Source organism: Paenibacillus sp. RC67 (assembly GCF_030020805.1).
GTDB lineage: Bacteria > Bacillota > Bacilli > Paenibacillales > NBRC-103111 > Paenibacillus_S.
In genome coordinates, this window is sequence record NZ_CP125098.1 from 7,010,001 (window position 1) to 7,035,517 (window position 25,517).

Annotated in this window: 22 protein-coding genes (1 of these 22 only partly in view); 2 read left to right on the plus strand and 20 right to left on the minus strand. The window is 38.5% G+C overall.

Translation table 11 applies throughout. From position 1 onward, the window contains the following. On the plus strand, positions 1-993 hold the 3' portion of the coding sequence (locus QMA13_RS31740) for a sensor histidine kinase (RefSeq protein ID WP_282937625.1). 369 nt of this gene lie to the left of the window's left edge; the window shows 993 of its 1,362 coding nt (coding positions 370-1,362); the start codon falls outside the window, past its left edge; its stop codon occupies positions 991-993. A gap of 205 nt (positions 994-1,198) precedes the next feature. Here the strand turns inward: QMA13_RS31740 and QMA13_RS31745 are convergent, their stop codons facing one another. From QMA13_RS31745 to QMA13_RS31805, 13 genes are all read right to left on the minus strand, one after another. Next, positions 1,199-1,465 (minus strand): adenylyl-sulfate kinase, encoded by a 267-nt coding sequence (locus QMA13_RS31745; RefSeq protein ID WP_282937626.1) that lies wholly within the window; start codon positions 1,463-1,465, stop codon positions 1,199-1,201. Continuing rightward, positions 1,441-2,907, minus strand: coding sequence for a GTP-binding protein (locus QMA13_RS31750; protein ID WP_282937627.1), 1,467 nt, complete (start codon positions 2,905-2,907; stop codon positions 1,441-1,443). The genes QMA13_RS31745 and QMA13_RS31750 overlap by 25 nt, the downstream gene beginning before the upstream one ends. Position 2,908: 1 nt before the next feature. After that, positions 2,909-3,844 (minus strand): sulfate adenylyltransferase subunit CysD, encoded by a 936-nt coding sequence (gene cysD, locus QMA13_RS31755; protein WP_282937628.1) that lies wholly within the window; start codon positions 3,842-3,844, stop codon positions 2,909-2,911. Positions 3,845-4,505: 661 nt separating this feature from the next. After that, complete coding sequence (locus QMA13_RS31760) at positions 4,506-4,931, minus strand: hypothetical protein (protein WP_282937629.1); 426 nt, start codon at positions 4,929-4,931, stop codon at positions 4,506-4,508. A gap of 83 nt (positions 4,932-5,014) precedes the next feature. Continuing rightward, a complete protein-coding gene (locus QMA13_RS31765) occupies positions 5,015-5,992 on the minus strand; it encodes a DEAD/DEAH box helicase (RefSeq protein ID WP_282937630.1) in 978 nt (325 codons plus the stop codon). A 33-nt stretch (positions 5,993-6,025) separates the two neighbouring features. Then, entirely contained in the window at positions 6,026-7,984 is a 1,959-nt protein-coding gene (locus QMA13_RS31770; RefSeq protein WP_282937631.1) for an AAA domain-containing protein, read from the minus strand. A gap of 348 nt (positions 7,985-8,332) precedes the next feature. Beyond that, positions 8,333-8,644: a hypothetical protein gene (locus QMA13_RS31775; protein WP_282937632.1), complete on the minus strand. Its 312-nt coding sequence runs from the start codon at positions 8,642-8,644 to the stop codon at positions 8,333-8,335. Between the two features lie 533 nt (positions 8,645-9,177). Further along, positions 9,178-10,047, minus strand: coding sequence for an HNH endonuclease (locus QMA13_RS31780; RefSeq protein WP_282937633.1), 870 nt, complete (start codon positions 10,045-10,047; stop codon positions 9,178-9,180). A 19-nt stretch (positions 10,048-10,066) separates the two neighbouring features. Then, positions 10,067-11,191 (minus strand): AAA family ATPase, encoded by a 1,125-nt coding sequence (locus tag QMA13_RS31785; protein WP_282937634.1) that lies wholly within the window; start codon positions 11,189-11,191, stop codon positions 10,067-10,069. Next, positions 11,182-11,901: a hypothetical protein gene (locus QMA13_RS31790; RefSeq protein WP_282937635.1), complete on the minus strand. Its 720-nt coding sequence runs from the start codon at positions 11,899-11,901 to the stop codon at positions 11,182-11,184. The genes QMA13_RS31785 and QMA13_RS31790 overlap by 10 nt, the downstream gene beginning before the upstream one ends. Positions 11,902-11,970: 69 nt before the next feature. Continuing rightward, positions 11,971-12,468: a transposase gene (locus QMA13_RS31795; RefSeq protein ID WP_282937636.1), complete on the minus strand. Its 498-nt coding sequence runs from the start codon at positions 12,466-12,468 to the stop codon at positions 11,971-11,973. 178 nt (positions 12,469-12,646) lie between these two features. Beyond that, the gene (locus QMA13_RS31800; protein WP_282937637.1) at positions 12,647-13,432 is read right to left on the minus strand and encodes a PRP40 family protein; all 786 of its coding nucleotides are present in this window, start codon (positions 13,430-13,432) and stop codon (positions 12,647-12,649) included. A 16-nt stretch (positions 13,433-13,448) separates the two neighbouring features. Then, a complete protein-coding gene (locus tag QMA13_RS31805; protein WP_282937638.1) occupies positions 13,449-15,428 on the minus strand; it encodes an nSTAND3 domain-containing NTPase in 1,980 nt (659 codons plus the stop codon). Positions 15,429-16,124: 696 nt separating this feature from the next. Here QMA13_RS31805 and QMA13_RS36765 point away from each other — a divergent pair. After that, positions 16,125-16,220, plus strand: coding sequence for a hypothetical protein (locus tag QMA13_RS36765; RefSeq protein ID WP_481858259.1), 96 nt, complete (start codon positions 16,125-16,127; stop codon positions 16,218-16,220). 210 nt (positions 16,221-16,430) lie between these two features. Here QMA13_RS36765 and QMA13_RS31810 read toward each other — a convergent pair whose 3' ends face one another. The 7 genes from QMA13_RS31810 to QMA13_RS31840 all read right to left on the minus strand — a co-directional run bounded on the left by QMA13_RS31810 (position 16,431) and on the right by QMA13_RS31840 (position 25,517). Beyond that, positions 16,431-16,676 (minus strand): AAA family ATPase, encoded by a 246-nt coding sequence (locus QMA13_RS31810; RefSeq protein WP_282937639.1) that lies wholly within the window; start codon positions 16,674-16,676, stop codon positions 16,431-16,433. 185 nt (positions 16,677-16,861) lie between these two features. Continuing rightward, positions 16,862-18,166: a TIGR02679 domain-containing protein gene (locus tag QMA13_RS31815; RefSeq protein WP_282937640.1), complete on the minus strand. Its 1,305-nt coding sequence runs from the start codon at positions 18,164-18,166 to the stop codon at positions 16,862-16,864. 18 nt (positions 18,167-18,184) lie between these two features. After that, positions 18,185-22,363 (minus strand): TIGR02680 family protein, encoded by a 4,179-nt coding sequence (locus QMA13_RS31820; RefSeq protein WP_282937641.1) that lies wholly within the window; start codon positions 22,361-22,363, stop codon positions 18,185-18,187. Positions 22,364-22,365: 2 nt separating this feature from the next. After that, positions 22,366-23,562 carry a TIGR02678 family protein gene (locus QMA13_RS31825; protein WP_282937642.1) on the minus strand — a complete coding sequence of 399 codons (1,197 nt, stop codon included), beginning with the start codon at positions 23,560-23,562 and terminating at the stop codon, positions 22,366-22,368. After that, entirely contained in the window at positions 23,534-24,670 is a 1,137-nt protein-coding gene (locus QMA13_RS31830; protein ID WP_282937643.1) for a DUF2397 family protein, read from the minus strand. Before QMA13_RS31830 ends, QMA13_RS31825 begins: the two co-directional genes overlap by 29 nt. Further along, entirely contained in the window at positions 24,612-25,070 is a 459-nt protein-coding gene (locus QMA13_RS31835) for a DUF2397 family protein (protein ID WP_282937644.1), read from the minus strand. Before QMA13_RS31835 ends, QMA13_RS31830 begins: the two co-directional genes overlap by 59 nt. Positions 25,071-25,298: 228 nt before the next feature. Further along, positions 25,299-25,517 carry a hypothetical protein gene (locus QMA13_RS31840; RefSeq protein ID WP_282937645.1) on the minus strand — a complete coding sequence of 73 codons (219 nt, stop codon included), beginning with the start codon at positions 25,515-25,517 and terminating at the stop codon, positions 25,299-25,301.

Consider the following 25,517-nt stretch of genomic DNA (forward strand, 5'->3'; position numbering starts at 1 on the left):
GTCCTCTTCCCGAAGTACGGTGAGTGGGGATTCTTATTTGCAAATCATATCAAACTGCTAATTGTTAGCATTCTTCTAACACTCATTGCGAGCAGAAAAGTCATTGATAAATATGTTAGATTTTTTCTCACCTCATTTAGCTCGGCTTTTCTACTAACCTATATTGTTGGAGTCATGAATTTGCAGGAAACGACCTTCATCTATTCCAGTCAAATCGCTGTCATGATCTTTTCTGTATTCATTTTCTTTATTTTTACCCATATGAACACAAAAATGATAAGAGAAACCAATCAAATTATCAAAAGAAAAGAGCAAGAGGAACAAATTGAAATCTCAACTTCCGGCCTCATCCATGAAATAAAAAATCCGCTGACCATTGTAAAAGGCTACTCGGATATTTTGGCAAGAAACGATGAATTAAATAGTAAGGCATTAGGAATGGTGAACCAGATTCAAGTTGCGGGCTCGCATATGAACAGCGTGATCACCAATTACGAGCAGTTCATCAAAAGCGGAAAAATCCATGCATCCGAAGCCGATATTACGGAAATTATTAAGGAAGCTCTTGTATTAACGTCCATTAAAACTAAAGAGAAGAACGTATACATCGATCTGAACGAAGAAAAACAGATTACAGTCATCGTAGATATAGATAAAATCAGGCAAGTCTTTATGAACCTGATCAATAACAGCATCGAAGCCATGGAGGAAAAAGAGCGCAAAATCATCAAAATCCGAACCAGCAGCAGTAACAATGAAATCCATATCCTGTTTGCAGATAGCGGCTCAGGGATCCCTGAGGAAGCCTGGAGTAAGATCTTCACCCCCTTCCATTCTACAAAAGAAGCAGGCATGGGGTTGGGATTGCCAATCTGCCAGCGTATTGTCAATTCTCACGGCGGTTATATTGAGATTTTGAGAAGCAGTGAGGATGGGACGGAGATTAGGGTTACTTTGCCTGCGGTGTGTTATGAAGGGATTGTTGGTGGTTAGGTTGGGATGGTAAAACGAAAATGGGTTGTGCCATTTTTATGATTCCATTGCCCCATGCCGCGGACTCAAGAAAAATATGCCTACATCACTATTCACGATGATGTAGGCATATTTAAAAGACTATTTCGTTGCTCGATTGCGCTACCAAACACAAGTTAAATTCACATGAGGAATAAAGGAGTAGTCCACGACTAAAAGTTTACTACTAATTGATTAAATATTTCATAACTTGTTTAACTACATTATTCGCAGCTTCTTCAATTGAATATCTGCTTGTATCGATTTCGATTTCCGGGTTCCCAGGTGCATCATATGTGCCCGAACTGCCTGCAACCGGTCCGTTTACATAAACTTCTATATATTCTTTGCCAATGATGTCTCGCGCGATTTCTCGGTCGTTGTCGTATGGGGAATCAATCGATACCAATGCAATAAGTCCCGCATCATTCATCCATTTTGCAACTTCCACCATTCGCCGCGCGGATTCTCCTGACCATTCTCGAGTAACATGGTATGGTAGCCTGCAGATACCAACCTTTTTTCGACTTCCTTCGCAAGGGTGGATTTATCCGAATCCGAACCGGTGAACCATAGAGTTAATGGATTCTGTCCTTTTTGTTGGGCACGAACCTCTCTGGTAACTTCCGTATCTAACTTTACCAATCTGTCGGAGCTTTGAAGAGCTTGATCAATGACTCCGCAAGCGGATGTCATATTGGTTACGCGATCGATCAGAATAAATCCGCCAATGCTTTTATATTGCTCAAAGGAATCAAAGACAATGTTATCCGATAAAGAAAATTCGCATTTTGCCAATTCATTTTTGACAATACGATCTGCTGGAACTGTATTTCCAGTATTAACATCGATTTTATGCATAATGGCCGTCAGGGTACCTGGCAGGACTTTCGTTCCTATTTTTACTAAATAATTTTTACCCGGTGTCAGTACAGAATCATCCATCCAAAGAATCGTGGCATTAAAACTATCCGTCTCTTTAATTTGACTGTCTTTTGTGAAAACACAGCCCCGCGAAACGTCGACTTCACGATCCAATTGAATAGTTACGGGTTGTCCGGCATGGGCTGAATCTCTGTCTTTGTCTGTCACTAAGATGCGTTTGACTTTCGCTTTTTCGCGACTAGGTAACGTCGTCAACTCATCGCCTACCGCGATGCTCCCAGCCTCAATCTGGCCTTGGAAACCGCGAAACGTATGGTCCGGTCGGCATACACGCTGAATGGGCATCATAAAATGCTTCGCTTCATCCGTATTATGAACATCCACATTTTCTAAATATGACAATAAAGGAAGACCTTCATACCAAGGTGTATTTTGTGATTTCTTTGTAATATTATCCCCTTCTGTGGCAGAAACAGGGATCACTTGTATGCTTTGAAGTTGAAATTCGGCTGTCATTTGGAGGAAACTTTCTTTGATATCATTAAACTTCTTTTGATCAAAATCCACTAAATCTATTTTGTTCACAGCTAATACAAGATGTTTAATTCCCATGAGTGCGCAAATCCGGGCATGGCGTTTGGTTTGGGTAATTATCCCTTTTGTTGCGTCCACAAGAATGACGGCAAGGTCCGCAAAGGATGCGCCAACTGCCATATTCCGTGTATATTCTTCATGTCCCGGTGTGTCCGCTACAATGAATGAACGGTGATCCGTCGTAAAATACCGATAGGCCACATCAATCGTTATCCCTTGTTCGCGTTCGGCCAGTAACCCATCCAGAAGCAAGGAATAGTCAATTTTGCCGCCGCGGCTACCAAGTCTGCTATCCAGCTCTAACGCTCTTTCCTGGTCGGCGAATAAAAGCTTGGCCTCATAAAGCATATGTCCAATTAAGGTGGATTTTCCGTCGTCTACACTTCCGCAAGTAATAAATTTAAGCAGACTTTTCATTTTAGAAATAGCCCTCCCGTTTACGTCTTTCCATACTTCCAGCCTCTTCTTGGTCAATAACCCGAGTTGTCCGTTCGGATGAAACTGCACCAAGTGTTTCTTCGATAATGGCATCTAGCGTATCCGCCTCAGACTCGGCTCCGCCAGTAAGAGGATAGCAGCCTAATGTGCGAAACCGCATCTTCTTCATTTCAACTTTTTCATGGGGTTCGAGTTTCAAGCGATCATCATCCACCATGACCATATGTCCATCGCGATTGACGACGGGTCTTTCTTTTGCAAAATAGAGAGGCACAATATCAATGTTTTCTCTGCGAATATATTGCCAGATGTCTTTTTCCGTCCAGTTGGATATTGGGAAGACGCGGATGCTTTCTCCTTTATTGATTCTTGTGTTGAAAAGCTTCCACATTTCTGGCCGTTGGTTTTTCGGATCCCACGCATGATTCTTATTCCGGAACGAAAAAATCCGCTCCTTCGCACGCGACTTTTCCTCGTCACGTCTTCCACCGCCAAACGCAGCCGTGAATCCGTATTTGTCCAATCCCTGTTTTAATGCTTGGGTTTTCATAATATCGGTATACGAGGCACCATGATCAAATGGGTTGATCCCTTGATCAACACCTTCCTGATTCGAGTGAACAATCATTTCGATCCCAAATTCTTTAGCTTTGCGATCGCGGAATTCGATCATTTCTTTAAACTTCCACGTAGTATCAATATGCATGAAAGGAAATGGCGGTTTCTCGGGATAAAAAGCCTTCAGCGCCAAATGCAGCATCACGGAACTATCCTTCCCGATCGAATACAGCATCACGGGATTTTCACATTCCGCCGCTACTTCTCGTATAATATAAATCGCTTCAGCTTCGAGCTGATCCAAGTGCGTCATTTCTTGCGTGGAATCAAGTTGATCCAGCTGCGTCAGTTTTTGCATGGAAAGGCGCCTCCTATTAATCCCCACTAAGTTTATAGTATTTGTTTATATTCTATCAGATTCTAACTTTTATGCAAAGTGGAATAATCTAAAATTCTCAGGATTTCTATTATTTTGCGTCGAATACTGTAGTATTTTTCTGGAAAATAACGCTCCCTTTAACACAATGATCGCTGTGTAACACAATTGATCTTACTTCGTTGCGCCTGAACAGCGGGTTCTTTACGTTGCGGGAGTTGAACCCCTGTTCATTTATCCATGGGAACATTAAATAGTCTACTCGTAAAATAAATATTGGGGACGCAACATTACGCGTCCCCAAACTTCGTTTACTACTATTCGTCCTAATCCTAGTATAATAGATGGTATATTATTTAAAATTCAATAATTCTCAATTTGCTAACACATGCACCGTATGCGGAAACATATTAGTCTAGGATGTGATCTGTTACAATCCGTAGAAACCTTGATTTGGCGGGCTTTTTGTCAATTTGATTTTGCTCTAGAAGGCTTCAATCCGAGCACTTCTGTTGATGTTTTACATCAACTTTACATCAACATCAAAGTTTCACTTCATCGTAGCAAGCGAGCTTAAATACCGCATATGTTTGAAAAGGAATATGGTGCTTGAAAGCCGCGATGCTTCATGTTGGAAGAACTTCTAAGATCCATCGTTAGTTTCTTGTACCTTTTTTGCCAATGATTGCATCTTTAGCTTCATATGCTCTTTCAACAACCACCTACGATGACGTGCAGCCATAATTAGACAATCATGACAGACAAACTGTGGTATATTTGTATCTTGATCATAATAAATGTCACCGTCATGTTCACTAGAATACTGTGACTTACACTGTGAACATTCATACTGTTTCTGAAGCATCACATCAACTGGTAAAATAAAGGTATCTTCCTCCGGATCTGATTCATAGCCCTGCTCTTTCCAATATGCACACAAAGCAGCCGATACACCATTTTCCCAATCTTCTGAAGTGGGTCCAAAATGTTTTAAAATGTATTCTTTGACAAAGATATTTTGATTCTCTGCTTCTGGATCATCCGGTTCACGCCAAATATTAATGGCCATTAATCGTTAAACCCCATTCCATTGGTAATAGTCAGTTTTCCACCAAACATAATTGGTGAATCTTAATCTCACTGAAAAGAGAGTTAGTGAATAGAGGCGACACTTGATAGTGGATTGCTTTGGATGAATGATTTAATTAATCCACTGGCGCTATTTTGATTATCTTTCAAACATCGAATATCACCAAATGCAAAGAAATGGTCTTTTGCCCGCGACACAGCTACATTCATGAGACTATTATTTGCATCGATAAAGTAACTTCCATCGTTCATGCCATACACAGTTGAAAGTATGATCATGTTACGTTCCGCACCCTGAAAAGTATGAACCGTACCCACGCTTATTTTATTGCATAAAAGAGGCATCTTTTTCTTTAATGCCGATTTGATATACCATACTTGTGATTTAAATGGGGTAATTACTCCAATTAGATTGTTTTCCAAATCGTCTGGATATGCACTGCGAATGATCTCGTAATGTTGATATAACCATTCAGCGATATAAGATGCTTCCTTCTCGTTATACCTGCTGCCTCCTAGTTTTTTTGAGCTTTCCGTAGCGATTTGGTGATATCCCATTTGCGGCCAATGTTCTAGAGGGCGATTCTTACGGTCGCTCCCCTTTCCACGCATGGGATTGAGATTTCCTCTATACACCAATTTGTTGCAGTAATCGATAATTTCGTTATAGCAGCGCCGATGCTCTGAAAGAAACAAACCTTTTTGATCATATTTTTCATACTTACAACTCTTTGAAGCAACCATCATTACACTTGAACCAAAGCTTGTCAATCCAGCCTCTTCTAACTCATTGAACTGATCAATAGATTTAATTGTATCGCTGGCGAGAGCCAATGCCTTGTCTAATGATTTATTGACACTCCATACAGGCTCAATCTGATGAATGTCTCCGACGACAACAGCTTTTTTAGCGAGTGCGAATGCGCCAGCCGCAATTTCAGGTGACACTTGTCCCGCTTCATCTACGATTAATAGATCAATAAAGTTAAATAGAAACATATTCTTCTGCTCGTTAAATGCCATAAATTGTTTTGGAAGCATGTAAAACGTCATTACTAAGCATGGAGTAATCATTTAAAGTCTGTTATAAAACTTTGTTAGAACATTAGGGAAGGTTTTTCCCTTTTGCTTATCTGTGAGTTCATCTTCACCATTTGCCCATCTGCATTCAAAATAATGAACGGCTATCCAAAACTCTCGATAACGTATCTTTTTATCTATTAGCTCGTTAACCGTATCTATCGAAATATTGTATCTAGTCGATTCACTGTCATGGAGAATGACCCCGTGCTCTCCTAAGGTCTTTAATTCATTGTCATACTTTTTTATCCAGCCCCTAATTAACTCAGCATCATCTTTTAGTTTTACAAACGACCTACCCAACTCCGCAACCTGTTGACTATATATTTCTTTAATTCGCCCAATACTCATAGACTCATCAAGAACTGCAAGCTCTTCAGTAGAAATAAACAACCTGAATTCCGTTTGGATTCTTCTAAGGTTTTTCTTTGTTATCCTCGAGATCAACCTGATAATGAAAGGTATTTTACTGTAAACGATTTCCCATTGAGACACTCTATCTTTAATATTTTGAATTCTTACTTGAATATGATCCATTTGTTCTTCGAGCAATTTCAATTGTACGTCTACAGGAATATCAGGGTGCTGAAATTGATTGGACTCATCACATAACGCGAGTAGACTCCGTTTACTTTCTTCGAAGAACAATAACTCTTTATGAAGAGCACTACGGCATTCTTCCAGATTAGTAAACTTCGATTTAAAAAATTCACTACAATTTTCGATTATTTTCGTTCTCGAATTATTTAGATTATCTTCCGTCTCGATATCGGATAAAAAGTATTCGCCCTTAGAATTGGTGTATTGATAGCCTTGACTTGTTGCTTCCTTTACTTTCGATCCAGAAGGAAAATAAGTAGCAAAACTATGTACGCCTTCTATCCAACGATCTTCAAGGTTCGAGTCACTCATTTTTTTAATATTACCAAATGAAGCAATAATGTTCGTAACGGCTTGATTATTGGTCGATGTCGCAACAATTAGCGGCGCCTTTTCTTCTAATATCGCCCTTTTCACGTATGTATCAGCAACAATGGATTGCAATAGCGTGGTTTTCCCCGTTCCCGGTGGTCCATTGACAGCTAGTACTTCACCAACATTCATATGATTATAATGATTCATAGCCTCCCTCTGAGAAGGAGATAATGGATGCTCTCCTCCCATTTGCCCAGCATGTAGCTGCATATTGGAGGTCGAATTGGGTATTAGTGACTCTGATATTACTTTTGATATTGAAGTAAAATTATCATATAGCGGTTTAAGCTGAAGATCATGAAGTAAGTAATTATACAATTTCAAAATATGAAATGTTGAGTTTACTGTATTATCTATAAATAGATACATATTTCTTTCCAAGTCAAACGAAGTAGAATCTTCTTCTTGACTAAGAATATTGCTATCTTCAAATTTGCTATTCGTTATGGTTTCATAAAACTCTTTAATGAATGATACATATTGTGCCCATGTTCCTATTAATTCTACTTGATCGACATGATCACTAATAAAAGAATCAACATTACTTGCACTACCAATAGCCAATTTAGACTCAACCATGGGTTGTAAGTACTCTCGCGGGAACCAAGGAAGCTTTTTATTTTCAGAATCAAAATAGAGTTTTCCGCTATTATCCATTCTTGCAGGTATAAAAAATAGACCCGTCAATTCATCAACATCGTCTTGGATTTTAGCATTTGCCTCATATATCGTCTTTACTGTTTTCGCACTTACGATGACGTTTATAGTCGTTTTCTTAAATTTATCATCCTCATAATTTGAACCTTTGTTAGCTTCGATAAACACCTTTTCGCATATCTCACTATGAATTCTTCCCTCTAACAACTGAGAAGCCTCAATAATGAAGAATGGCTCGTTCTTAAACTCTAGGCCCGTATTCGCCTGAGCCGAGACGGCACTTCTAAAGTACTTTGTAATATTCTGCGATTGTCTGCTCATGTCCAACTCCTAATAACTACAACAAATTTTATGATGTATGGAAAGGATTTTCCCTTATCAAGGTGGCGCGTTTCCTGAGAAACCCACATTACACATCTTTGTAAAAACTCCGAACTTAACTCTAATTAGGTCAATATGCCTAATAATATCACAAAGATAAATGGAAGTCCTTACCTATGCGAGTTCAGACTTTCATAAACCGAACATCAGCCAATTGAAATAGAAAAGGCATCTGCCTCAGAAGCAGAGCCTACGGTAACAGAATCTATTAATTAGCGAAAAATTCACTTTCTAAAAAGAAGAAAAGAACAGCCCTAATTAATTACATTGCTGTTCTTTCTATAGTTCTTACTTCTGCACTATGCATTCAATCCAAGAAGGAACGGTCTCCGATCGACAGGTTATTGAACCATCATCCGCGCCCAGAGTAATTCTTCCCTCAGATAAACTGTTGTCAATCACAATTAAATGATCAATTAATTCAAGATGAGAAATTAAATTTTGAATCGATGTTTGATGCCGCCTTATGATATCTTCAGAGGGAATATGATGTCCACCATTTTTAACCCGTACTGCCACCCTCTCAAGATTCAAATTATAATCGCCTAGACCGACATAGAACATTGTAACTTCGAACCCATTGACCTTAGCATCACGCATGAGCCTGATGACATTACCTCCGGCCAATGTAGTTTCTACCGAAAAACCGCGCCTGTTACGGATACAATCTTTGGCTAGTTTTAATGGCTTCTTTCCCTGCCGATATTTTACGGCTTTCAGGATGAATTGAATCGATTGCTCGGGCTAAAGCATCGGTTGGTTGGGTTCTGTTTTAATCCACTGGAACCTTGATTTTACTGGGTTTTCGGTGAGCCAATCCGTTTCTTTGGATTGGAATCCGACCATTGATGTAAAATTGATGTAATACATCAATTTTACATCAATGGTCCCGGCAAATTTAAAATCTTATCCAAAATCCCTTACTTGAATCCCAATATAGCAGCATCATATTTGTTTTAAATATTGGCCCGACCAATTTCTATTTTCTTCTCTTTCCAATTACCTCAAAACGGAATTCGCAAAAGAAATATGGAAGCGACCTTCTCTTATATGTTTTATAGATGCTAATGCAGGAGACGATTTTGCCATTCCTTATTCCTACTCGGGGGAATTCAATTAATTTATACATCCTTTCATGGTCTTACTAGTCGCTGATATATATCTCCAGTTAATTTTGCAAGTGGACGCTTGTAAGCATCAGAAGGTTTAAGATAATTTCCAAACAATACTCGTTTCATTTCATCTTCATTTTTGAAAAGCCGTCCAAAATTTTTTTTGTATTCTTTGAGTTGACTTTTACTGTAAAACTCACACTTTTTTGCAATTTCAAAAACTATATCTTTATGTAAGAGATACTGAGATTCTAGACCGAAAACATTAATATTGCGTTTCATCCTATCACTATATTCAAGTTTAACTTCGATATCTTCTTCTTTTAAAAAAAAGATGGCAGAATTCGGCACATAATTAACCATAATTTCTTTTTCAAAATTTATTCGTGTATCGTAAGGTGATATTGATATCCTTCGGTTATGTTTTAAAAGATTACAAGCTGGGCAGGAAGGAATCAAATTATAAAATGACATCGCTAAAAAAGGGTACTTGTCCTTTGAATAAAAGTGATCGAGCTGCGAAGTTCTTTTAATTCCTTGTTCCCCAAGGTCAACATTGTTTATAAAGTTTCTATTACAATAAGGACAAACGGTAATTCCTAATTTTCTACATAAGGCCACCGCATTATAATAATTGCTCCCTATAGATTTATTGGATTTTGCGAATAAATTTTGATAAACGTTTACTAAATAATGGATTTCGCTTGGATAGCTAAATCTTCTGTATTTGTAAACAATCTTCCCAAGGAAATCCACATTAGCTAAAACAACACTCTTAAGACTGATGTGAAGTCCATTATTTAAAAACCAATTATTTACTTTATTATACATTTTTCGCTTTTTTAATTGATCTTCAAGCTCTTTGTAGTGTTCAGATGCTATATCCTCCATTTTTTATGAGTAATACCTATCATCGGCTATTCCCTTCTCGTTGGAATTTAATTTTATCATTAAATAATTCCACTAATTTCTCTCTAATTAGTTCATCCCCGACCAATGAAATAATATATTTAGACTCAACCGTTTCTTCTTCGGATAATGACTCCTTTTGAACTAATCGGTTAATTACTGAATTTACTTTATCGAGCGCGAATTCACCGATCGTCGCAGTCATAAAAAATTTATCTATTAAAATAGAATGAATATTATTAGCAAAAGTCTGCTCAATTTCTATTTTTTTAATGACACACTTACCAGTCGTTAAATGTTTGTCTAAGGCGATTACATTTTCCTTTGGTAAGTCAGAAATAACGAAAGGTGAATGAGAAGTAATAATAATTTGGTAACGTTCATACCCTTCTTCTAATCTTTTTAAGAAATTCATTACCTCAGACAGTAGTATCCTACTCCATTCAGGATGCATTGACTTGTCAGGCTCATCTAATAAAATGATTGCAGTTCTTTTTTCTTCGTATCGATTTAATGTAAGCCCATAGAATAAAGCCGAAAACAACTTAATAAAAGCCTGTTCACCATCACTCATGGGGCCAATCGAAATGACTAAAGCATTATTGAGATAATTAACTTCAGGACTTTGACATTCATCGATAAAATTCAGGAAATCTATAACTTGCTTATCTTCAAGAATGTTGATCGGGATATTAATTTGTGTTTTATCGTCAAAAAATTCTGCATTTAAGTTTAATAGATAAGAACAAGCTAAAGAAAATGACTCAAAGAATTTGTCATGATTAGTTACATCCGTATATTTCTTTATTTCATCTGAGATAATCTTTTGAACCTTTAAATAATATTCGACTTCAGTAATGTTAATTAGATCAGATTCATTTATCAGCTTTTTATAATTACTATTACTAATTATCGTTTTCTCTTTTTCAAATTGCTTTAAGGAAGCGTAACTGTAATATATGTACTGTTCCATAAAATTAAGAATAAATTGATGCTTCAATTCCTCTTTTGTGTAAATCCTCGATACACGATCTAATATTTTTGTAAATTTTTCATTCTCTATTTTTAAATCAATGTCTATATATTCATCATTGTAATCTATACTATAATTAACTCTTACGTACACACTTTCGTTAAGATTAAATAGATGTTTTGAATTTTTTTAAATGTTGAGTTATTAAAATAAGTGATTAATTTATACATCGACAATTTATTAATGTCATTATGATCAATTTTCGCTCTATTGAATAGAGCGGAATCTGCATTTCTTTCAACACTATTTTTCGAATAGTTTATACCAAAATTACTATTATGATCAAAGTCTTTTATATAATAAATATGGTCATTACGATGATACTGTTCTTTAAACTGAAGGAAACTAATAAATTCAAATTTATTTTTCTTAGGAAGCTTTCTGATTAGTAGACTATATGGCTCTGTTACATAATTTAAAGAATTTAGAGAACTACCGACAGTCGGATTATTCACGATGTTCGGCTCAATTAATTCAAAACCTCTACCTTCAATAGCATAAATATCATCACTCATGTGATATAAAATAAAATATTTTGCATTAAATGCCATTTTTCTTTCTTTATAATTAAAACCGAGTAGGTCCATGAGATTTGTTTTGCCTGCCCCATTTTTTCCGATAATAGCATGGACATTTTCGATTTTTTCTTCGAATAATAAATTATTAATAGTTAAATTTCTAATTACTAGCTCCCTGTAACCCTTGTTATTATTATTAAATTTCACATCAAAATTTGATGATAATTTAAATCCTGTATTTTCAATGTTACGATAATCTGATACCCATAAATAAATCAACTCCATACATATTATCTCCTTAATTAAAGATAATTTTCTCGATCTGTATCTCCTTACTAGGGTCTGTATGCAAACCTATTTGAGCCATAAACGAATGGAAAGCAGCGTCAAAAAAGCTATGAACATGTTCGCTGTTTTTTCATAGCGAGTGGCCAGACGTCGATATTTTTTTACTTTATTGAAAATGCATTCAATTAAATGGTGCTCTTTATACGTTTCAGAATCTAACAGGCGCTTTACCCGCAGATTGCGTTTGCTTGGGATAACCGCAGTGATTGCTCGGCTTTGTAGATGCTCCAGAATGGCATTGGTATCGTAGGCACGATCAGCCAACACTTCGCTCGGATAGTAGTCCAGTTCTTGAAGAAAGCGATAGCCGGTGACAGAATCGTGGTCTTGTCCTGACGTCAATTCGAAACGTAGTGATAGCCGAGCGCGTCCACCATCGCATGAATTTTGGTGATTAATCCTCCACGCGAACTCGGATGGCTTGCCGGTCTGCCCCCTTTTGCGTCCAACCTCTTTTTTCCATTTCGGAAGCTGGTTGGGGTGAACTTCCAGCTCAGATGCCAACTTAGGGATTTTTCTTCCTTGAAAATTTCCAGTACCGCTTTTACTTTAAAGTCACTTGTATATGATTTTCGCATATTTTCATCATACACCTTCACACCTTAAATTTCGTCATTTTTTTGTCAAGTTTTCTTTAGCCATTTTAAGATAGCATTGGCATTTTCGAGTACATCAACAAAAATCATGAGAGCCAATAGGTATCTTCAAATAATTCAACTATATTCTCAATAGGCTCTTGAAGTTGTTGCTTATATTCATCGCTTTGACTATACATCATTTCATAATATTTTCGCTCGATCATGTCATGAATATCGATATCTTCACTTAAAATGGTGTCTATATCAAAATCCTCAGCAGTAATCGAATTTATTCCCCGTTTGTCTAACTTAGCATTCATTATCTCTGTAATCTGGTCGTGAATATCATCTACAATGCCTTGAAGAACAAAATTTGTCATTTCATAAACATCCTCATATTCTTCAAGCTCATCATAGTTGTCCTCAATTTCAGATGTAATTTTGGATAGAATATCTTCTTGGACATCCCAAATGACTTCTGATGTAATTCTTTCAATTATGCTTGATTGTACTATTGGGAATCTATAAAAGGCTTCTTTCGAAGATGCATAATATCTTTCTTGAATATCAACAAGGATATCCCAAAAAACATCGCACCTAGCGATGGAATCCATAATGACTTTTAAATACTTTTCATCTGCCAGAATCTCATTTAAATCATATTCGTTATCACTTTTTATCAATTCTGCAAAAACAATTGGAAATTCATATGCAAAATAGAGCCTTGAATTTGCTTCAATACTGTCATACTGTGTTGCAAATATTTCGCGAACGAAATGTTGAATATTTGATTTGTGTATACCGCAGGCAACCAAATCAGATTCATTAAGGTGTATTAACAATATTTTTAACACATATAAATACGGTGGAGGTGCAAACATAAATTCCATATTTGAAAATACTTGCTTAGAAAAAGTAGTGAGTCGTTTGAAAATTCCATCTTTTATTTGTGTTATAAGAAGATTTTTTTGGCACCTTACAGGTTATTAATCGCTCTATTTGTTCGTAATACATTGAGTGATTTATTATTGCTTCCATTTCATCACTGTTCTCCGATAAATGGTTTAATAAGAAATCATTTATTGACGGGTTTAGGACACCAACTCGCTGTTCACCATGAAACACCTCGAGCTTAACGAGCGATTCCGTTAATCGATTAATAGAATTATTGAAATAGTTTATTGTTGTATCAGACTTTTCATCTTTTATTCTTTTCTCAAAACATTCCTTCAAGATTTCAATGGGCACATTTGTATTTGTTAAAGAAAAAAGAGTATTCAATAAAATACGATCCAGTTTTTCTAATCCTTCATATTCTTCTTTCCAAATTTGTGACGGATTTGCTAAGGTTTCAAATATTTCGCCTACATAGTTTTGAGGATTAGTTTTCGTAACAAAGGGTTTACAGGTTATATACTCCATAATTCGTGGAATAAAATTCTCGTGGATTACAATTTTACCATATATTCTATCTTGTATCACAGCTTGATAGTGTTCACTTAATAGAATTCCTTTTTCAAAAGCTCGCTTTAAATGGCAATGTAGAATATAAGCCTTTTCCACAAAAGTTAAATCTGCCATCTGTATTTCACATATATCGTTTAAACTACTAGTAACCTCAGAGTTAATTTTGGTATTTTGAAGGGCTTCTTGATATATTACACCTCTAGTATTAATAAGTAATTTTATATGATCGTATGCTCTTAAAAACCTAAACAAATCACTCAACTCACTAGAATCTATATTTTTATATTCTGTAATGGATTGTCCTAAAAAATCATTAAGTATTATTAGCGTTTTTTCTTGAGGTAGTTGTTCCCTTAAAAAGTTTTTTGCATTTCCTATATTCAATTTCTCAGAACGCAGAATTTTAAATCCATTGGTCTTATAGTCATAAGCTATCTTTTCTGATGTAATTGTTTTGCCAATTCCGGGTTGCCCTATAAGTATAACTATGTTATCTTGTTTTAAGGCTTCTAAAGCACGAGTATAATAGCTTGTTTTGACAAAAAAAGCATTAACATTTTTATCTAGTATATCAGTGAAAAATTTATCGCTCTCATTTTTACTCGATAAATTAATGGGCTTTGCAGATGCAACACTGTTGCCTATTTCAAGAAATTTTGCTCTTACTGTATCTGCATTAATCATTCGATGAATAGGTTCTTTGGATGCTTGCCGTTTTTCAAGTTCTTTATCCAGCGCATCGATAATATACTGTTCTTTTCCAGAAACTGTTATAGTGTTATACAAACGACATCTTTGAATTTTTAACAGCAAGGTAGCTTCAAGCTGATTCTCATCTTCCTGGTCAAACTTCCAATCAATCTGTTCAAGGAACTGGATCCACATCTCATCTGTGTACTGTTCAATTACATCTAAAAAGCCGGTCTCATTTTTTCCTGCATATTGATTTTTATAATCTTCTAACACAACGCATTTAAGATAAGGAAGAACCGTTGGATAATCTTTATCTATTAATAAATTTATTAGTTTTTCTTCTGGCAGTTCTAATTTGTTTCTTTTTAATAAATCAGTAGTACGCTCATTCGTAATTCCAGTATTCGTGTAAAAACCATAACGAATATGTTTACCAAAACGTAAAGAACAATCCAAAAAGCTCACTAAACTATTCTTTACTTCATCAGAGTTTAATGAAAAGCATTTGGATTCATAACTCTTGTCACTCTCTATGTATTCCGAATTTTCGCCATAGCCATCTTCTTTGTTCAGATAGATGTCTTCAATATGCTCACATGCTACAAGCACAGATATATTGGGGGATTTTTCAAGCTCATCAAATATTAACTGGATAGCTCTAAGACGTTGCAGCCTTTCTCCCTTGCTTTGTTCACCCACTGCCCGACTGATAATACTTCTCTCCATAGGCTTCCATCCTTATTTATTGAATCTTATGCACTATGGCATTTCGACAGCATCCCACATTATTCCTTTTTATCATTCGTATTTTGGGCTATAAGGAGGGAATATCCTAAATAGGGAATATGGGTTCTTATTTTAACATGTTGAGATTAACATATCTACAAAAGATGATTTTAAACATATCTCCTTGAATTAATTGGTCAACATCAAAAAAACACTCGTTATGTCAACATTCGACCGAGTGTTTAATATGAATATGTTTTGTCGTAATGCTTTAATATATAGATGTGTTGCTTTATTATTAACGAACTTAAAGTTATTGAAATATTAAGTATTTTCTAACAAAAAGGATTGTAGTAGAATTTAAACGAACACTTCCATATAATTTATTCTAATCCGAAATCACCTGTAACACACCGTCAAATGAATCTGATTATCTACCCGATTATAACAATCCTCTCAAAACCTTATTTTTCTCTTCCGACAAACCACGGAGCTCCATAACTCTCTGTATTTATACCGCCATCTACATCGACTTATTTGGGATCACTATTTTCGTAGCAGCGTTTGTTGAAGAATGCGCGATAAATATGCCGTAAAACATCTGGGTTATAAGACATTGTATACATACGGGTCGTCACACCCGGCGAAATCATAACAATGAATCTAAAAATTCGTATCCTGCCTGCTTTCCAACACATGCAGTTAGAGGATATTAAGTCCCTTAATATTATAAATTTTCTTGATAAACTTGAAAAAGAAGGCAGCCGCGGAGATAAAAAAATGGAGGGTTAGCCTCTGGAACGATCGAGATTAATCACCGTATCTTAAAAAACATTCTGGAGAATCATCAAACGAAATCCGGTTAGTGACGTGCAGAAACCAAAAGTCGATTCAAAGGAGATTATCCCATATGATGAAGCAGAAGTTGAACAAATGCTTCGAGCACTGCAACGTGAACCTTATCACTGGAGGATAATGATTACTTTAGCTCTTACAACTGGGTTACGACGGAGTGGTCATTACAATTTTATTAGCCCCACGGACATTAGTGGCAGTACCTTCATCCAGAAATGAAAAAAATTCCTCTACCGTAATTTTCTTTATATCATTCAACAAATAGTTCAAGGCCGATAAAATTGAACTCTTGCCGACATTATTCTCACCTATCAGAAAGGTGGCGTCCGAAAAAAACACCTCTGTATCCAGATGCCTACGAAAACCTTCGATTTTCAAGCTATAAAGTTGCATATGTAAACTCACCCATTCCTCTAATTTAATATCTAGAAGAGTTCGACAAATGGTTACATTTTCCTGCAAAATAAAAAGATGAGCGACAATTGCAGTATTTCTCTCTATCACTCATTTTCATTTCATATCAATATTGCCAGTGTCATCAACGATGAACAAATCTGCGCCGACTCCATCACGGGATTTTAGGTTGTTAATTCGCGAAGAATGTCATCGTAATAATGCTCAATTAACTTCTCTTGAAAGGCGGACTTCCGATATTCAAGCATAACTTGAATCAGTGCTTGAAGTTGCGGTTCTTTATTGTTGGTTAACATCTTTTCAGAATCAAACATTTCATCAGATAAACTTAGCAGATAACTTTCTTTATCGAACCTCCATGGCTTAACTTTAGATTTTAAGCGCTTTACAAGACTTTCCGCGATAGATAAGCCTTGTGGGTCGTGGTCGCCAGCATAAAAAATAATATTGTTACTTTCTGCTATTTTATCGAGCAGCAGGAGTGCGGATAATTTCATTCGTCCATGAGTACACAGGATACTTGGTGTAAACGGCTTGTCTTGAAATTCTTCGATTATGCTTGAATACAACGATGAGTTCTCAACAACGAATACCTTTTGCTTATATGCCTCTACTCTCTTTATACGAAATACATCACGTAAAGGTAAATTACATATCGTCTTTTCTTCAATTGCGCCCTCAAGCACCTTAAATGAATCTTCATTATCTTTGAATCCACGAATACCGAAGCAAGAAACAAAGTTAAGCACATCATCTCGCCATATCCTGTGTGCGCTAAGGATCTCCGTGACTTCTTCTGCATTAGGATTAGTTCTGTATACCCAACCATCCCTTTCGAGCAGTAATTGTAAAAAAGAAATGAAGAGACGCCCGGCATCTGTTTTAACATCAAAGAAATGCGGATTATCGGTTACATCCGCTGCGAAAAGCGCAAGTCTTTTGGGTTGTTGAAGTGGAAGTTTATTTACTGCATTTAAGGAAGCACCTAAAACGGTTCTAAGTGCCTTTGTATCTTGTTGATAAAGTGCATGCACTTGAAGTGTGCCTGGAGACTTCTCGCTAATTTTCGCCATGATAAAGTCGGCATTGGAACCAGGATGCGCGTGATGTAGTTCAATGAAGAAACGTTCTTTCTCCTGTTCAAAAGCCAATTGTTTTTCTTTGTTCGTGACGATTTTTTTGCCGGTATACGCCTCTAATAGCGTTAAGAGCTTGACGCCTGAAAATTTTGTTCCTTGGAGCTTTTCTTCAAAAAGAAGTAAGGGGACAGATAGCTTGTCCCCGTTTCTCTTAAGTTTGTCTCCGATTATGCCTCGGATGGTGATAAACTCTTCATCCGTAACGTGTTCCAGGATGGCGTTGCCGCCAATGCGTTCTAAGCCTTTGTACCGTTTTTCAAACTCAACGAAAAGACGGTCAAAGCCCTTCTTCTCTTTGAAATATCTCGCAGCCTCGTTGGCTATGTTCATGACATGTTCCCCACTTAGTTAAAATAAGGCGATTTGCGATTTGAATGATTCGCTGTTGTCTTCCGGCTCTTCTTGAGATTCATCGACGGGCAGTTTCCGAATACCATTCCATGTGTAGGCTGTCGACATCACCACGTTTGCGTTGCCTAGTCGGCTTAAAACGATAATAGAAAGGTCCGGCACTTCTTCAAATGTCGCCCAAATGGCTTGTGAATTAAGCGTGTAATCAAAGTCGTACGACTCGATGACTTTGAATGCTTCCCTGATGTTCTTTTCGTCGACGCCGGCAAATGCTTCATCAAGCGCGAATATACGCGGTGCATTCGGTCTTGCATTTTGGAGCCTGGCATCTACCGCCGCAAGTAGCGGTGTATACATTGCCATCGCACGCTCGCCGCCTGAGAAGGTATTAAAATTACTTTTCTTCATTTCTCTGCGCGGTTCGCCTGTCTTGGTGTAATAAATGATGAATTGGTACCAATCGCGGTAATCAAGCACTTTCATGATGTCTTCTATAAAGGAAGAAGTGCCACTTAGTTCGGATTTGCGTTTGGCATCGTGCACTTTGGACCGGAAGTGCTGCGCAACTTTCTTTCTGTCGGTATCCGAGAGAAGGACTGGGTCTTTTTCGAGGATACGCATCAAATCCGCTGTGTCCAGTTCGTCCTCGTTTGGATTGCTTTTTGGCGACCACACCATGTCAAACTTCAGCCCACTTGATATTTGGGTGCGTTCCATGATTTCGTTGATGTGCAGTACCCATTCTTTTGCGTTGCGGATTTTTCCTTTGATGATTTCTCCGACATGATTAATGAGAATGTCTTCGTAAATCTCGATATCCTTCTCTGCCATTACATCGGCGAGAATTTTATCTCGCTCTTCGAGTTTGGTTTTGGAGTAGTTCGGCGATACCCGGCGAGCTTGGTACTCCAGCGTAACCTTTTCACGCTTCGCAATCATCATCAGTATGTCACAAAGGCTGTTTTGATCAGCAGTTAATTCCGGCGCGTCCAGTTCAAACTCGACCGGCTCCATGCTGAGATTGTATTCAGGCAGCCCTTTGTCTGCTTCACCAAAGACGGCGCCCATATCACTCTTAATTTTAACTCTATCTTTTTTCGTAAGAAGATTACCAAACTTCTGCATAACGACAGTTGCAAGAGAAACAGAGTCCGCATCTAACGGTAAGCCCAGTCGTTCTCCGAATTCTTTAACGTCTTGCAAAAGTGCTTTTTCCCAAGCGCCAACAAACCACGTTAAGAAGCGCTTTTTTTGTTCGCCAAGCGGCAAACGGTCTTTTAACGTTTTCAAGGCATTATCTAATTCCCCGAAAGAACGATTAAGGTCGGAGAGAACATTGGGTAATTCGTCTAGCTTGTCGGCAATCGACTTTGCAAGTTCGCGTATACCGTCGGCATCCATCTCTTTTAATTGTGTTTCGTAGCTATCAATCCTTACGGTAAGGCTTTTTAGTTGACCATCAAGTGCAAGTACCGCCCCTCTAGCCTCTTCGATGGCATCGCCGATTTCCTGAATTTTTTCATCTTGGTTTTCGAGCAGTGTTTGCTTATCGAAATATGAACGGCGGGCGCTTTTCATGTTTGTGAGAGCCGATCTAAAATTGCCGATGTTTTGACATTCCTGATAAATCGCTTGCTCGTTTCTGTCTACGGAAAGGGATTCAAATTCTGAGTTGATTTTAGCAAGCAGTGCATCAAGAACCGTTTTTTGTTCCTTGAACTTATCATTCAAACGCACTATGTCCGGTTCTAAAATATCGGCAATGTAGCTAACGATGGTTTCCAGTTTCCGTTTCGCGTCTTTAAGTGCGGCGAACTTCGGAAACCGTCTGAACTCTTCTTCTACTGCCCCTATAATGACTTTGCTTTCATCAATGTCGGTTTGGAGTCGCGCTATTTCATTATCCAGCCCTGCAATCTTCTCCAGCAAGGAAGCTATCTTGCGCAGGCGTTCTTGTTCACGCGCATGTTTGCCAATATATTTTGCCACCCCATAGTGAGGGGCCGTGCCAAAGACAAAGGAACCTTTGAAAGCACCGTTATCCGATACATAATGTGCATCAGTGTCCGAAATCGAAATCCCTTTAAGGACCGCTAAGACATCTGCTTCCGTTATTTCATCGCCACTTGCAACATCAAAGTATTGTGTTAGGTTGTTTGTAGTTGCGGGATTGTTGCTGCTTTGGACTGCCTGAGTCTGCGCCGCGCCTTGATATGGAGCCGGCACAATAAGCGAGGTCAAAATACCCGCTTCCGCGAGCACGGATTCTAAGCGTGATTTCTGCTCGTCTGAGAGGCTTTGTTTGAATTCAACCGCAGCATAGAAAGGGACAAAGGGGATGCCTGTCGCTTTAAGTTCTGCGATTTGTTTTTGTTTTGGTTCAGGAAGTTCAGGTTCAATTTCCTCGCTTGCTTCAAGCGCCGCCTTTTCCTGTTCTGCACGTGATTTCTCATCCATTTTGGCCTGCTTTTGAGAAGCGAGCGATACTTGTGCAAGCTGAAGATTGGAGATTTGCTCATCCCGCTCCCGCAGGATAGGTGCAAACATCTCTTCCTCGGTCACCGATTCCAAGTAGCCATTCATCATCCGCTTAACCGTCGTAGCGCTATTAACGCTAAGTGTGAAGGCGTTAAGCTCCTTTATCCAGGTCTCAACTTCGACATAGCTATTATTACGTTCGCGGTCGTATTGGTCCGCTTGGTCACTTCTAAGCTGTCTTTGTGCATCCAAAGCCGTTTGCTTTTCTCCGATTTGTTCGCGCATGTCGGTAAGGACTCGTTTCTTTTGCTCGTAATCGGACCACTGTTTTTGAAGCGATTCAAGCTGTTGAAGACGAATCCGAGTCTGCGTCTCCCAATGGTAAAAATCATACCTTCCTTCATTTTCATGCCGTTTGTAATGATCGATGAAAGCGTCATAAATATCCGAGAACGAAGTGTCGTAAGCGATTTCTTCTAGGTTTTCTAGTAAGGCTTTCATTTCTTTTTCAATTTCCCAAAGTTCGTCTTCAATTTTGCGACGGACATCCTGCTCGGATGATAATGCTTGTTTTTTGTTGTCGAAACGGGAGGACTTGTCTATTTTGTCGCCCTCTAACTTTTGAAATGTGTTTTTAGCCGAATTGAGTGCATCTTCAAGATTACTAACTTCTTCATGTTTAAGTTCAGACCTTGCTTCTTTTAGCCCTTCGATTTCACTTTTAATCGCTTGGATTTGAAGCTCGGCAGCATTATATGCTTCGGTTTTATCGGCAATTTCAGCAAGTGTGGCGTCATATTCGGCGTTCACGTTTTGCAACTCTTGCATATAATCAAGGAAATGTTTTGCCTTATCCGCAAACACGTAAGAAACGTAATCGTCGTAGCCTTTGTCGAGTTTAACGGCGAACGATAGGTCGGCTTGCGTCTTCACGATTTCGCGCTGGGTTTGATCTTGTGCTTGGACGGTTGTTGTCAGAGCCGACAATTCCTGTTCGGTTAGAGAAGGCAACGAATGATTAAGAGTGTCCTTCAAATCATCAGGTCCGCCACCTTTTGTAAGCTTCGGGCTTTTCAAACGAACGAGCACATCGGTATACAGTTTAAGACCGGATTCATCTGGGAATCCAAACAAGCGATCGTTCATGTGTTTGGCATACTGGTTTAAATCCACCACATTACCAGAGTCTCCAACGTCGTTTGTGAATTGCTTTCTATCCTTTGGGATGTTTTCAAAGGAGCCGTCGAGCATTTCGGCTGTGTAGAGAGAAAGCGAATTTTTTCCTTTATTAATACGGCGATTCGGAATAACAAAGCCCCATGCATCCTCCATCTTTCGGTTTTTGCGTTTGGCGTGCATGCCAATGCCGGTTGTCATGTACTCTTCTTTATCGCCTAATTTGTACTCGACAACTACGTAACCAATGCGCTCTGTGATATCTTTGTTGAGTGATTCTTCCCCAAGTAAAATATCATAAAACTTGCGGTCACTTGATTCAAACGGGTCCAGACGTTTAGGGTCTTTATTGCCATCGATAAGAAAAGTGAAGACCGTATTCATGGCGACGGACTTTCCCGCGCCATTGTGACCTTTAATGAGCAGTCTGCCATTTCTAAATTTATATTCTTCGTTTGGGAAGTACCAATAGTTAAAGAAAATAATGCGGTTTGGTTTCCAGCGTTCGGAATCCCGTTTCATAGTTAAGCCCCCTTCGAGCTCTCTTCTTTCGATTTTTCAAAAAAACGACCGATAACGTCGTAAAGTTTGATTTCGCTATCCTGCGTAACATCGGCTAATTTCCAATCCATTAGTGTATTTACAATACTATTTTTGATTTCGGTAATGCTCATACCTTTTAAACCGCTTGTCCACGTATGGCTGTGCTCACCAACCAAGTGCCGGCACATCATATCCATATCCGTAGAAGTCAAAACGACAGTGCCGTCTTTTTGCTCTGCGAGTGCATCGTCATTATCAATGATTCTTAACCGAAGCAAACTTGCGAATTGGATAACCAAATTAGCTTCCGAATTGCTTGCGGGAAAAAATTTACGGAACGTGCCGACACTGTCTCTCACCAAAAAGGCACTGGCGTCGTAAACGTCAAGGTTCATTTCATAGTAGGTTTCAGCGTGTTCATTAAGATAACGCCCATATTGCTGAAGGTACTCAAAATCCGCTTGAGGCACCTCGTGTTTGTACAGGGCAGGTTCTAAAAACAGTTTACGGTACAAGACGTGCTTTCTTTCAATGCCAAGCTCGCGTTCTTGCATCTCTTGCAACAACACGACATCGTGAAGGGTCATCTGTGTTTCTAGCCCAAAATTGATGTTGCGCATAAAATATTTCACGAGTCCGGTAGAGCGAAGCAAAGCGTCTCCGGTTTCTTTGTCTTGGAAATCTTCGATGTTTTTATCTACGACTTCGATTAAGCATCGACGAACCGTTTCTTTTAAAGCGCGAACGAGCGATAAGCGATTTCGATAACCATCGTTGCCTTTCCAAGTCAGTGTTGGAAAAAAATCCACTAAACTGTAATCCGCCCCGCTTCGGGGATAATAAGAAACAACAGCTTGGCATACATCAGATAGTGTGAATTGCTTCGACGTTTTGCCATCGAGGAATGCGAGTACACAGTAAAACATGACATAGTCTTTTGTTTCCCTGAAATCAGAGATACCGTTTGCAGCTTGCGGTGTAATTTGAAATTTTTCAAGCTTTGCGAAATCCGCGCCCAAGACAAGCTTAAAGCGGAAATAATCTTTAAAATAGTCGCGTAAAGCGACTTCGTTTTTCTTTATCTCATAAAACGATTCCGGATTATCTTTTCGTACAATCCAAAAATTGTCGAGCAGTTGATGGATGCACTCAAGAAATTCCTGCGAGGGCTTTTTCACGTGCTTTCACCTCTGTAAATGTCAATTGAAAATCGGGTAACCAAAGGATACCATCTGTGCATCGCATTTCGACGTTTTCTTTGCCCAGAATGTGGAGCTTAAATTTAACGCCAAGCTCTGTAGAACCTTCGTAGACGCCAAAACCGATTTCATTAAGCAAAGCCGCATCAATCCAATCAAGAAGTGCCCTGCGAACAAATGGTTCGACCATGTCCATTTCTTTAATAACGAGATATGGCTGGCTGACCAGTTCTAAGAGCACGCTTTCTTCGAATGCTAGTCGTTCTTTCATTAACCGCTGCTCTTCGAGTTGTTCCTGCGTGACTTTGGTTACCTTAAGATTACGCTTCGTTTGCGTTTCGCCGATCGGTCTCACCCGGTACGTAACATCCACTTCGTCGGGCTCAAAGTCCCAAACAGTTCCGTCATTTCTATCCGATGGTTTTCTTGCGAGTTTAAAATGCTGAATGCCATCAAATCCAAACAGATAAGAAAAAATTTTGTGTGCTTCGTCAAGCGTTGAAGCGTGCGCCATATCCGCCAGCCGCAAAAATTCGGTCACACGACTTTTCTTAACGAATTGCCGCTCCGCATGAAAATGGGCAAGCTTAGACATTTTGCTGATGGCATCGCGCGTACGAACTTCCATTTGAGACGCTTTGCTTGGTTTCGTACCATTAGCGATAAACCAGTTGCGGATGCCTGTCCAAACATCAAAAAAGGTCTCTGTATATTCCTGGTCCGACACGACCGCTGTTGTCGGAATACTTTTTTTGTAGCGAATGAGTTGCGTAATAATCGACTCGATCTTTTTCTCCGAAATGCGCGTGATAATATTAATAATGGATGGCGAATTCCGATTGAGTTCTACAATGAAATCCGTTAAGTAAGAACGGAATTGATTCTTGAACACAATAAAAGCGTCTGTCTCCATTTTACTGTCCAGCTTGTCGCCACTGATGTGATTTAAATAATCAGAAGCGTCGTTGTCGAGCTTTGTAAAACGTTCGTAGAGTTCATCCCATGCTGCATAAAGGTCCTCTAAATCCTTAGTATCCAAATCCACCGAAACAGAAAATCCATTTACTCGTATAAGCGCATTGTACAAGCGTTCCGTTAAATTTTTGTCGAGGGAGCCTCCGCGAATTCGATTGAGCTTTTTTCCAAAAAATAAGCGTTTTTTCAAACTCGATGGTATACTCCGTCAATGAATACGTTTTTCTGTTTTTTATGAGATCTTCGAGCGTTGCAGCGTCCGTATTGTCTTGATTTAGAATTAAATTTTTATTGCCTACGAGGACGGATAAATCGCCGTCAAGCTTCTCAATGGTGTAATCGCCAAACTCCGGGAATTGCTGAAGATAGGTATAGATTTCAACTGGCAGAACATCGTTATTAAAAATACGATGCTGCTCATACATATATCTTAAAATTGCACGATAGTATTTTGTATCTTGCGTAGAAAGATAAATGGCTTCAGGCACTTGACGCATAACTGAAATATCCATTTTATCTGGGTTCTCCCCTTTCTATTCCGTAATGCTGCCTTTTCGGGCATATGCAAGACAACGCTTACTATCTCTTAAGAGATGCCACGTTTACGATACCCTTTGTATTGAAGTTTTTTAAATAATAGTACTTTCGTAAACTACCGTAAACGAACCACGCAAATCATCATTATTATTCATCGCGGCTGTAATCTCCCTGAGATTCTTCTTTATTGCTGCTCGTCGTATTTACGGCTTGCACTTACCGCATTTCTTAAACTCATAATGCGGATAGTTATTTCCCGACCAAAACGATGCCTCCTCCACGAGCGAGAAATCATACCACCCGCCATCACCTTTGATTTCTCTAATTCCTTTAAGGCCTGTTTCTTCTTGAAGAACATGACCGCATGTGGATATATGTGCTGTACATAACTTGTCAGGGATATGGACGTTTACCCAAATCAA